General features: G+C 41.6%; 4 protein-coding genes. 3 read left to right on the forward strand and 1 reads right to left on the reverse strand.

Annotated elements, in window-relative coordinates; genetic code table 11:
• Positions 1 to 209 precede the first annotated feature (209 nt).
• Positions 210 to 458, reverse strand: a complete 249-nt coding sequence (locus ASJ81_RS04390) for a hypothetical protein (protein WP_095643425.1) — start codon at positions 456 to 458, stop codon at positions 210 to 212.
• A 1,722-nt stretch (positions 459 to 2,180) separates the two neighbouring features.
• On the opposite strand from ASJ81_RS04390, the gene ASJ81_RS04395 reads away from it, so the two are divergent.
• The 3 genes from ASJ81_RS04395 to ASJ81_RS04405 form a co-directional block, all read left to right on the forward strand.
• Positions 2,181 to 8,522 (forward strand): cobaltochelatase subunit CobN, encoded by a 6,342-nt coding sequence (locus ASJ81_RS04395; RefSeq protein ID WP_095643426.1) that lies wholly within the window; start codon positions 2,181 to 2,183, stop codon positions 8,520 to 8,522.
• A gap of 1,379 nt (positions 8,523 to 9,901) precedes the next feature.
• Positions 9,902 to 11,395 carry a PQQ-binding-like beta-propeller repeat protein gene (locus ASJ81_RS04400; RefSeq protein WP_095643427.1) on the forward strand — a complete coding sequence of 498 codons (1,494 nt, stop codon included), beginning with the start codon at positions 9,902 to 9,904 and terminating at the stop codon, positions 11,393 to 11,395.
• A 141-nt stretch (positions 11,396 to 11,536) separates the two neighbouring features.
• Positions 11,537 to 12,008: COG1470 family protein (locus tag ASJ81_RS04405; RefSeq protein WP_449288769.1), on the forward strand; the 472-nt coding region annotated here is incomplete at its 3' end.

Consider the following 12,008-nt stretch of genomic DNA (forward strand, 5'->3'; position numbering starts at 1 on the left):
GACAATGAAAATCAGTAACTAAAGAATTGAAAGGTCATATGAACCTATCTAAGGTTTTAATTTACTGCCGTATTGAGAATTTAACTGTCACTTTTGTGCACATGTCGGGTAAGTCTGGAGGATTACTCCTCCTTTCTTCCCTAGGAACCGTACTTGAAAGTTTCCCTTCATACGGCTCGAGTGTTTTCAAACTCCTTCTGTATCAGGCATCAGTTATTTGCATCTGATTTTGTGATTCTGGATAATAGCCCTCTAACATTACTGTCTGTAAGCTTCTCACTATTGGTGTCTTTGAATATGTTACATTCGTGAATTTGTTTCCGTTCACACAAGAGAATCATCAGTAAGTCAGCATCCTTTAGGATCAGGGCAAAGTTTGAACCCCTATTCAATCCATTACAGATTGACATTCGCTTTTTACTGAATCCTCTACCCTCAACGCCATCGTCATCCCTCACGGAAATCCTGCCCATAAGAAGCATTTAGGGTTTACCAAGTTCTATACTACAAATAATGTGAATACCTTAGAAGCCATCTATAAATCGAGATCATTTGTCCATTTGCCATAATGTCCGCAGACCCATTACAGCCTGATTCTGTACCTTTTTGATTAAAGCGTATCAACCTGTTTTCGCTTATTCGACTTCACGATTCTTACGATGGTTCACTTTACGTTCTTCATAGTATTCTTATCCTAACCAATTATTAAAGCCAGGTTCCTTAAGTTCTTGGTATTGTTGTGTGAGCTTCACATACAAACGTTACCATTTATGCATGTCACGCTAGGATTACCTCAAATGGAAAAGGGTAGCGTATGACGCAATTCATAGTATAGCTTCTTGTCGCACCTGCGGAAAGTGGGCAATAGCTACCAATTAAAGAAAAATAAATAACAGATCACTGAAATTTACTTCTTGAATCTTGAGAAACTCTTAAAGTTGCTAAGAATACTTATAACAGTTATAGAGCCATTTTCTGGGCCAGGGTTTCTGCAGTTGATATCGGCTTGGCATCTTCCGCATAAACCCTGGATGCGTTAGTTATTTCCTGTCTTTTAAGCAGGATCTAACTGGCTTTATGTAGGAATTATTGGAGTGTAAGTTTAATTATTGTTCCCTTTCAGTTTTCTGGATGGTTACAATAAGTTAAACTATTTAACACCTTTACTTCCAAGAGTTACTTTTCTGGTCAAGGGATATAAACTTAATAAAAGTGATAACAAATTTGAACTTTAAAGGTAATGATGACCAAAAAATATGAAATGTTAAAGTTACAGCAGGTAACCACTTTTCGGATAGTCTCTTAGTAGCACAAATGATTAAGACCCAATTATGCATCTTCGGTTAAGTGAGAAATCGTGACAAATTGCGTCAATTTCAACAACAATTGTCAAAAATGTTAATACGTTATTAGCTGGAACAGGGTATCGATTTTATGTAAATAGGCCAAAATTTAAGGACGGCTTCTAATGCAAAATCGATAGCTTTCAGGCAAGAAAATTCCTTAACCGATGACCAATGAGTCCCAATTATACTATTGACTTTTTGGATAGATTCTAAGTTGAGGAAAGAATATCTGGTCGTGTCCCTGAACTATAGATCAATTCTGAATAAACGAGTGAATACCATGCATTTGATGAATATAATCGGAGATTCTTTCGATTTTGGTTTTCAATGATTCAAACCCACTACCGAATATCTCTATGAGGGTATAAATGATCTTTCCTGGTTCATGAGATGTAAAGTTTCTCTGTGAAAACTATAACTGTGTTACTTAAATAACTAATATTTGTAACCCGAAAACGGTTTTTTTTATAATTTCTTCTCGTAACGTACAACAAGAGTCAATAGTTTTAAAGGTACCGGTTGACGATACTGCTTTCTAAAATTAGGACTTCTGGCTTAAGTTCCGGCTATGAACTCATCGAGGGAATAAAACTCAGGTGACAGTGTACTTAAAGTTGGAGAGATTCTTTACTTATTATTGTTTTTGTTCCTGTCCCCTGTAAGACATCGAGAGGTTTCCAGCTTTATCTTTTGAAATCTGGTGTTGCTGGATTCTTCACGTAATATAGTTCATAAAACTTAGTACGATTGAGAATGAAAATGTAACAAAGGGGATGTCTATATCTCGATAGCCTTCTTCCGGGATGCCCGAGGTTCCCTAACACAGGGGATAATATGAATAAAATGAAATATAGTTTATTGCTTCTAGCTGCATTGCTTGTTTTTTTGCTTGTACCAGCTGTTTCAGCTGCAGAAAATAAGGTAAACATAATGTATCTGGGTTACGGAGAAAATTATGCCTTGAAAAAAGCCAGTACTACGAATGAGTTTAGCGAATACATAAATTTCACTAATATCAATGCTTACGGCTCCTCCTATACAGCCAGCTCCTCCTTGCAGAATGCAGCTGAAAGCGGGCTTATAGAACAACAGGATGTTATACTCTGTGATATGCTTTACAGTCCCATATATGAAAGTGTAGAAGACGCATTTAAAAGAGCCCATGATAACGGAACCGTTTTTGTGGATATCCGATCTGAAAGTGAACCTGAATTTTTTGATTATGTGTACAGAGACTCGAGAAAAAACCCTGTTCGATACTATTACGACAGAATGGGAAGCAGTGGAACCGGCCTCGATTATGCAGAAAAATTGCTTATCTGCCTTGCAAAGGAGTATGCAAACAGGTCGGATATCACCACTGAATGGAATGTAAGCCTTGTTAATCAGGATGACTGGGAAAAAATAAAAATTCTTTACCTGGGACACAACGGGTGCCCTCCTCTTGAACTGGCAAACCAAACAAACCGTTATAGAGATGATATAGAATTCAAGGTCCTTGAAGCTTACAACGAAGCCGGGGACAGCCCTAGCAACGAACTGATAGCTGCAGCCGAGAATGGGTTTCTGGAAGAACAGGATATCCTGATCTGTGATAATCTTTCCAGTTCAATTTACAATTATGATGCAAACCTGTTTTCTGATATCTGCAACGCTGGAGTTTATATTGTAAATATCCAGCCCCAAGGTCAGCCATTAACCTGGAAAAACTTTTTTAACTATGTATATGCTTATAAAACTAACGAAACAACTTCCGGAGAGTTTGGGGGACCGGTAGACTACGATACTGCAATCGGTAATTACTATGACAACATGGGTACTGATACCAGAGAGGAAAAAAACAATGCGGAAAACCTGTTAATCTACCTCTCCAAAGAATACGGCTTCCGCCCGATATTAACAGAGGACTGGACTCTTGAAAACTTGGACAGAATTAAAATCATGTACTTGGGTCCAGAATCAAGTGATGCCCTTGAGCTGGCAGCCAACAATAGCCGTTACAGCAATTTGATTGAGTTTACCAACATCAAAGCACACGATGGTAGAGGAAATCCTAGTGCTGACTTGCTGTCAGCAGTAGAAAATGGGCTGATCGGAGAACAAAATCTTATATTCTGTGACCAGTTTTCATCTTCAATCTTCGGAACCCTGAATGATACCTTCTGGCAGGCTCACACAAAGGGGACGGCTTTTGCAAGCTTCAATTCTTCGGGTACTCCTTCTTATTTTGATTATGTCTCCGATGGTCTTACAGACGACCCTATTTGCAATTTCTATCGCTACATGGGTACTAATGGGACAGTAAGGCAGAAAAATGCCGAATATCTGCTGCACTACCTTGCGGAAAACTATACTAACCGTCCGGAGATAACCAATGACTGGGATCTTGTTCATATAATGTATTTGGGTTATGGGGTAAACTCTGCCTTTGAACTTGCCGGTCAGACAAACCCCTATAGTTCCAGTATCGAACTTTTGAACCTCAACGCCTATAATGATAGTAATGGTTCTAGTGATGACGCACTGCTTGCCGGTGAGTCAGGGCTTGTAGGAATGCAGGATGTGATAATCTGCGATACGCTAAGCAGTAACATCTATGAAACTCTCAGTGCATCTTTAGAAGCTGCACATGCAAACGGGACTACAGTAATAGATATAAATTCTTTTGATCCCCCTTCCCTTGCTCCTGCCTATATCGATCATGCCTACAATGGCTCTGAAAACGATACTTTTTGCCACTATTACCTTAACATGAGTGAAGACTCCAGCGGGCTCGAAAATGCTGAAAACGTATTGATATATCTTTCCAAAATATATGGTAATAGTCCCGATCTTACCGGTAACTGGACTTATTTTGAAAGTTCTGGCAACAGTATCCCTCTTGTGGGAATCTATTATCCTGGACTCGACAACAAGTCTTATTACTTTGAAGATACACAAAAATATCTGACATGGTATGGCCAAGATTCTGAAAGTCACAGGCGCTATGACCCTGAAAAACCCACAATCGGAATTTGGTTCCATAGAACCGACCTGCAAAACGGATATACCGGAATTACGGATGCCATTATCCGGGACCTTGAAAACAAAGGCTGCAATGTGATTGCAGGTTTTGACACCTTCGACAATATCACGGAATATTACTGTGATGAAAATGGAGCTCCTCTGGTCCAGTGCATGATTTCACTTAAAAGTTTCAGGCTGAATTACAACAATCCTGAACAGGGTATCGAAGAACTTAAAAAGCTCAATGTTGCTGTCCTTAGAGGTATTGAAGTAGAGGAGTCCGAAATTGTAGACCCTGCAGACGCCACTCGTGGAATTCCCACCGACCAGATTGTCCGCAAAACTATCAGCCCTGACATGGACGGGATATTTGAATATATTGTCACTGGCAAAAGCGTCAAAAACAGCACCACTGGCTTTTATGAGTATGTCCCGATGCCTGCCCAGGTTGACTGGCTTTCAAACCGTGCCATAAAATGGGCTGAGCTCAAGCGCAAGGACAACTCCGAAAAGAAAGTCGTTATTATCTACTACAATTACCCTTCAGGCAAAGATAACATTGGAACGGCAAGCTATCTGGATGGGGTGACTAGCATGTGCGGGCTTATTTCAGATATGGCGAAAAGCGGCTATAATATAAATTATGTTCCTGAAAATTCAACGGAACTTCTTGACCGCTTAAGGCTCCAGGGCTATAACGCAGGGTCCTGGGCCGAAGGCATGCTCGATGCCCTTGTAGAAAACAAACAGGACTGGGGGATTGAATTGATCCCCATAGAAACTTACCACACCTGGTTCAAAACCCTTCCTGAGGAATTGCAGGCAGATGTCATAAAAAAATGGGGGGAACCATGGAATGAATCGTCTAATTTGAGTTCCAGCCCCATGATATGGGAAAACACTAGTGGTAAGTACATTGTACTTCCAGCTATTCGCTGCGGGAATGTCTGGCTTATGCCTCAGCCGGCGAGAGGCTTCTTTGAGGATCAGGACGCTCTGTACCACAGCAGTGAGGTCCCTCCCACTCACCAGTACATTGCCTTTTATATGTGGCTGAACAATTCTTTCAAACCTGATGCAATCATCCACCTGGGGACTCATGGAACTCATGAATGGCTGCCCGGGCAGGCATGCGGATTGAACAGGACAAGTGAATGGTCTCCTAACTTGCTTGGAGATACTCCCAATATCTATCCCTATATCGTAGCTAATGTTGGAGAGGGATTGACTGCTGAATACCGTGGAAATGCACTTATAATCGATCATCTTACCCCTACCTTAGAGAGGGCCGGTGGATACGGGGAATTGGAAAATATTACAAGGCTTATGCAGGAATATTACGGGCTTGAGATGAATACTCAGACGAAAACCGCCTATCAGATGGAGATTGTAGATGAGATGGAAAGGCTTAAACTCGATGAGGAACTCGAAACCAATGCAAGTGAACTGCGTCTCTATAACACCACAGCTTTCGATACCTTTGTAAAGGATGTCCTTCACCAATACATAGAAGATATCGAAAGAGACAGTATCCCTTACGGTATGCACGTACTCTCAGAGGTTCCTTCCTGTAACAGTCTTGATCCTCAGAAAGATGAACTGACCAACATTACCAGGGCCCTTCTGGGCAGCAGTTTCAAGGCAAATGTGACAGCTGCGTTCTACTCTGAGTTTCCGGACGGAGTTCCGGAAAATGATACAAAAGTCAACACCCTGATCTGGGAAGTGGTTCGAAACAGTACTCAGCCTTCAAAAGCTCAGGAACTTATCTACGGCCAGGTCAATTCTTCGGTAAACTCATACCTTGAACGTGGGCTTGGTTATCAGGATTCCATGCTTGAACCTGGCCAATCGGAACTGTTTTCTCTCGTCAGGGTTATCGCAGGGGAGAAATTTAGAGATGATATTGAGACCGCCTTCTATTCTAACGTCACGGAATACCCGGGAGGTATCCCGGTAAATGATACAAGGCCGGATGATCTTCTCTGGAGTGCGGTCTGCAACAATACCGATCCTGAAACGGCTCAGGACCTCTACTATGGCTGGAACGATTCCTCGATAACTACGGACATAAAACATGGACTCGAATACAGGGACAAAATTCTTTATCCACACTGGGACGAACTGGCCTATATGGTCCGTTCGATGCTTGGAAGCTCCTTCGAAGGCCATGTCGAAGCTGCCTTTTATTCAAATTCTACGGCATACCCTCTGGGAATTCCCCTGAATGATACAAAAGTAGACAGGATGATCAGGGAGGCGATTGTCATGAACGCTACCTCTGAAGAAGCACAGTTGACCATATATGGGATGACAAATGATACGGTAAGCAGCGACCTGCGTCTTGGGCTTGAGTACAAACAGGGACTTCTGGACTCTGATGTTGAAATTGACAGCGTCCTTTCTGCCCTTGACGGTTGCTATATTCCTCCAGGGCCCGGAAACGATCCTGTGCTCCGGCCGGATGCCGTACCTACGGGCAGGAATTTCTACGGAATAAACCCCGAACTGTATCCATCGGAAGCTACATGGAAAGTTGGCAAGCGTCTGGCTCAGCAATTGCTTGAAAATTATTACGAAGAGCATGGAGAATATCCTAAAAAGGTCTCATTCTCCAGGTTTGGAGTAGACTTCATCCAGGACCACGGAACTCTGGAAGCGGAAGTGCTCTACCTGCTTGGAGTAAAACCTGTATGGGACGAACACGGAGTTGTTAGGGGATTGGAACTGATTCCGGAAGAGGAACTTTTACCAAGTTATGATTCTTCAAAGCCCGGGAGGCCGCGGATAGACATCGTTTATGTATCTGCAGGGATGAGAGATGCTTTTCCTGATAAAATCCAGATGGTTGATGATGCGGTAAAGCTTGCAAACAATGTGACGAATGGCAGTTATCCGAACTATGTAAATGAGAACACCCAGGAAATCTACAATGAGCTCTATGAAAATTATTTAAATGAAACCGGAAACGCCACAGAGGCTGCTGCCCTTGCAAAGACCCTTTCGACAATGCGCTGCTTTGAAGTAAAGGATGGGACCTACGATCTTGGAGTTTCTAACCTTGTAAAATCCAGTATGAACTGGGAAAATGAGTCCCAGATTGCAGAGCTTTACCTGGAAACCATGGGATATGCCTACGGAAACGAGCTCTGGGGATACAAGAGTTCGGAGCTCTTTTCTTCAAACCTCGAATCTGTGGACGCATCTGTTCATTCTTCCACTTCAAACCTCTACGACGCATTTGATAACGACGATTTCTTCCAGTACTTCGGAGGCATGAACATGGCAATTCGATATCTTTCCGGGGAAACCCCCGAGATGTACGTCTCGGATACCAGGGACCCGAATGATGCTGAAATGGTTACCCTGGAAGAATACGTTTCCAAGAACATGCGCTCCACTTACTTTAACGACAAGTGGATCGAAGGCATGATGGAGTCAGGCTACTCCGGAGGTTCCATGTTTTCCGAGTTTGTGGAAAACCTTTGGGGCTGGGAGGCTACCAGTCCCGACCTTATCAGTGACGATGTCTGGAATAAAGTTTATACTACCTATATTGGTGACTCTGAGATGCATGAATGGTTCGAAGAAAACAGTCCTGCAGCTTTCCAGTCTATATCAGGAAGAATGTTAGAGGCTGTCCGTAAAGGTTACTGGACCCCTTCGTCCGAGACTCTTGAGTCTCTTGCATCGGAATATGCGCAGTCCGTTGCGGATAACGGTGCAACTTGCTGTCACCACACCTGCGGAAATCCTCTTCTCACCGAGTTTGTGGAAGGAATGGTCTCCGTTCCTGGCTTTTCCGAAAAAATGAAAGAAGCTACAGAGTCCCATGAACTTGATGAAGGGGAAAATGAGCCTCATTCATACAGCAACAGCAGTTCTGGCAGCAGTACGGGTAAAGCCAGAATTGTTTCCGGCTCTGGAAACCAGACACAGGCAGATATCTCGAACAGCGGATACGGCACGGATACAGCAAAACCCATCCCGGATGTACAAAAATCTGCAGATTCTGATTACGTTGAAGGGTATGAGATGCAAAAAGAATCGTACAGGGACGAAAACTCCTCCACTGGTATGTCCTTCTCAGGTTCGGATATCATGGGTTTGCTTTTCGTGTTTGTAAGCATTGGTGCAATCTATATAGGGATAAGGAAAAAGAAAATCTGAAATTTGACTTTCAAAGGCACATTTTATTTTTTACAGCCTTTTCTTTATTTTTTCCTTTTTTCTCGCCTGTTTTTGAACAGAAGACTCTCAAGCTCCAGAATAAAAGTTCTGAGAGCGTGTCTTAAAATTAAACTTGAGACCACAATTGGGATAGAACTCATTAACTTGAGCCGAAAAACAGTAGCGTTAAAAACTTAAATTCTAAAATGCTGATTTGAACACAATGTCTATTATACTTGATTTTATGTATCAGATGTGTGCAGTCCTATGTGATGAAGCGTCTCCTAAGGTCAATGTGCACCTGGATTTCCGAAAATATACGATTATGATTAAAGTTATCATTGCACATTATCCAGTTATATAAATGGCTTGAATTTTAAGACAGTCTCTAAGGTCTATTTTGAAATCAATCGTTCGTAACTTGGCTTTGACCATCTTTTGGCAGGAAAAAACAGCACCATTCACCTCAATATGAGAAATACCGGCAATTGTGCCCTGAATTCTTACGTTGAAGTAGAGGATACATCCAGTCAACTATTCAACAAAAGTCTTTCCCTTGATACCAGAATATGGAATGATTATTCAAAGCTTATAATGGAAGGGCAGTCGGTTGAAACTGAACTGTACTTGTGATGTCGGAAGGTTACTCGGATACTGAAATAGAAAACAAAAAATCGTTTTCTGGGTGGAAATGGCCTGATAAGGCTTTTCCCATTTTATAAGTTTGATAAAGCTTATTTATCTTGATTTATGACCCAAGTAATTCTTATTTCGTGGGATTTTTATCTACTTTCTCCTTTTTTCTGTCTGATTTCAGATGTTTGTTTAGGTTATAATAGTCTTAATAGTCTTGGTTTTTATATCTTTATAGAGCTCAATACCCGATTCTCTGGAGTTTTTTGTATAATTTTTCATGCAATTTTTGGCATAGGTATATCTTCAATAAAAAAATATTGAATTTGTTTAAGGATCAGTTAAAAACTTCATAACTAAAAAGGAATTTAATAAACAGTTATTCTAAAAGATAATGCTTGTTATTCAAATACAATCCTATATTAATTATGTTTTAAAATAAACATTAATTTTGAAAACCTGCTTTTTACAAATACACCATATGAAAACTCGATTACAGGGTTGAAAACTAAATTAAGGTTTAATAATGGAAAAATAATCTTTCCGGGATATTTGTCAGGATCTCTCGAGTTTCAAAATATAAGGCAAGTTAGCTATGAAGGCATTTTCTACATTCTGACTCTTTCCGGAAATTTTAGCCAGTCGGATTCGAAGTTTTCATCTTCTGGCTACAGAAATTGTACAAATATTTCAATTGATGATTGAAAAATTTCAATCATCAATTGAAATAGGGAAGGCTAAAGGATATGAATAAGAATGTAAACATAAAATTTTTACCAATTTTTCTGGTTTTTCTGTCCATTTTATTACTCTCATCAACAACCACAGCTTCTGACAATAACGATACCTGGAGCCAGTTTCATAAAGACAATGCACACACTGGTTTCTCTTCAGGTGAAGCCCCTGATAGTGGAAAACTGCTCTGGGTAAGTGACCCTATTTGGGCCATTCCCAGCTCTTCGCCTGTTATTGCTAAAGGTAAAGTCTTTGTCAAGTGTGGAGTAGACCACGCTCCTGACCCAATGTCAACAAATCCCGATGAGTTAAGGATAGTAACCATTGATGAATTCACTGGAAATGTAACTTCCTCCGATGAAATAGGTCTGGTTGTACCGGGGTGGGGATCTCTCTGCTATGGTAATGGGAAGATATTGTACGGACGGACGGAAGCTCTCAACGGTGGAGCAATGTTTGCAGATGGGAAAGTATTCGATAGTGATGGTCAATCTCACCATTATTATTGTACCGATGCAGAAACCGAAAAAGAACTATGGAATTTTACAGTTACCGGGGTTGCCACTGGCACACCAGCTTATTACGAAGGCAAGGTTTACCTGACAAGCGGGCCACTCTTCAGTTCTCCAGGACATGTTTACTGTGTCGATGCAGAGAGTGGAAACGAGCTCTGGAATCAGACGCTTTCTTACGAGGCAGGCGGGTCTCCTGCAGTCTCTGAGGGAGTTGTCTATGTAACTACTTACGATGGAAAGCTTTACGCTCTGAATGCTGAAGACGGTTCAGTCCTCTGGAATGAAACCGTCCCAAGCACTGATGTTTCGTCTACACCGGCTATTGCTTACGGTAATATTTATATTTCGGGTGGATGTCCTGGATTTAGCACAATTGAAACCTATTGTTTCAACGCAACAACCCATGAACTTGTCTGGAATACCTCTGCCGAAGATAAGATCGGGGGCTGGACTACGTCAGTTGCTGTTGCAGATGGTATGGTCTTTGCAGGAAAACACGCTGAAGATGACTATTTCGGACACGCTGGCACATATGCCCTCGATGCTTATACAGGGAATGTAGTCTGGAGTTATCCCAACGGGGGCGCTTCACCTGCAATTTCCGACGGGATCGTTTTCACAATTGGAGATGACGGGCGGGTCTATGCCTTTGCCGATCCAGAAAAGGTTTTGCCATCAGTCTCTATCAAGTGTAATATGTCAAGCCTTGACTTCGGATCCCTGGCCTCAGGTGTGAGAAGCAGTACACACCTTAACATCATAAATACCGGAAATTCCGATGTAACCATTTCAGCCGAACTTGGATCAGGTAGCTCCCAGCTGTACAACAACTCTCTCTTTTTCGGTTCTATCTTCTGGAGCCAGTACTCAAAACTGATTTCAAGCCGAAATACGGAAGAAATGGAACTTGTGCTCGATGTGCCTGTCGGATACGAAGGAGAACTGGATAAAGCAGAAGGAAACTTGATTTTCTGGGGAGAAGCGGTATAAAACCTATCTCCCCAATTCGATGTTTCAGGTGTGGGAAAGGTTATGAAATTTTCCGAAGTTCCCCTGATTTCATTTTTTAAATTTACAAATTATTGTGAAATTCTGTATATGTTTAAATAAAAAAACTTTGAGGTATATAAAATGCTCAAAAAAATCGCAATACTCATGTCTATATTTCTCATATCGATCCAGACTGCGTCTGCAGCAGAGATCGGAATCGGGGTTAGTCCAGGAAAGTTAAGTTTCGAGCTTAATCCTGGGGCTCAGGGAGAACAATCGCTGCACGTGATAAACACTGGCAGTGAAGCTGAAGATTATGAAATCCATATAGATAATACTACATATGAGAGCTGGTTTTCTGTATCTCCTTCTTCTTTCAGTCTGCAGGCGGGTGAAAATAAAGAGGTAAAAGTAAAGCTCAATGTACCTTCCTCTGCCGAAACTGATTTGGATTGTAAGATTCTGATCCAGCCAACTTCCGGAACTGATGTGATGGCAGGGATACGGATTCCAGTCCACATCGATGTGGTTAGCTCCAGTTCAAGCAACTCTTCTGGCAACTCTTCTGGCAACTCTTCTGGCAACTCTTCTGGCAACTCTTCCGGTGACTCCA

Source organism: Methanosarcina spelaei, from assembly GCF_002287235.1.
GTDB lineage: Archaea > Halobacteriota > Methanosarcinia > Methanosarcinales > Methanosarcinaceae > Methanosarcina > Methanosarcina spelaei.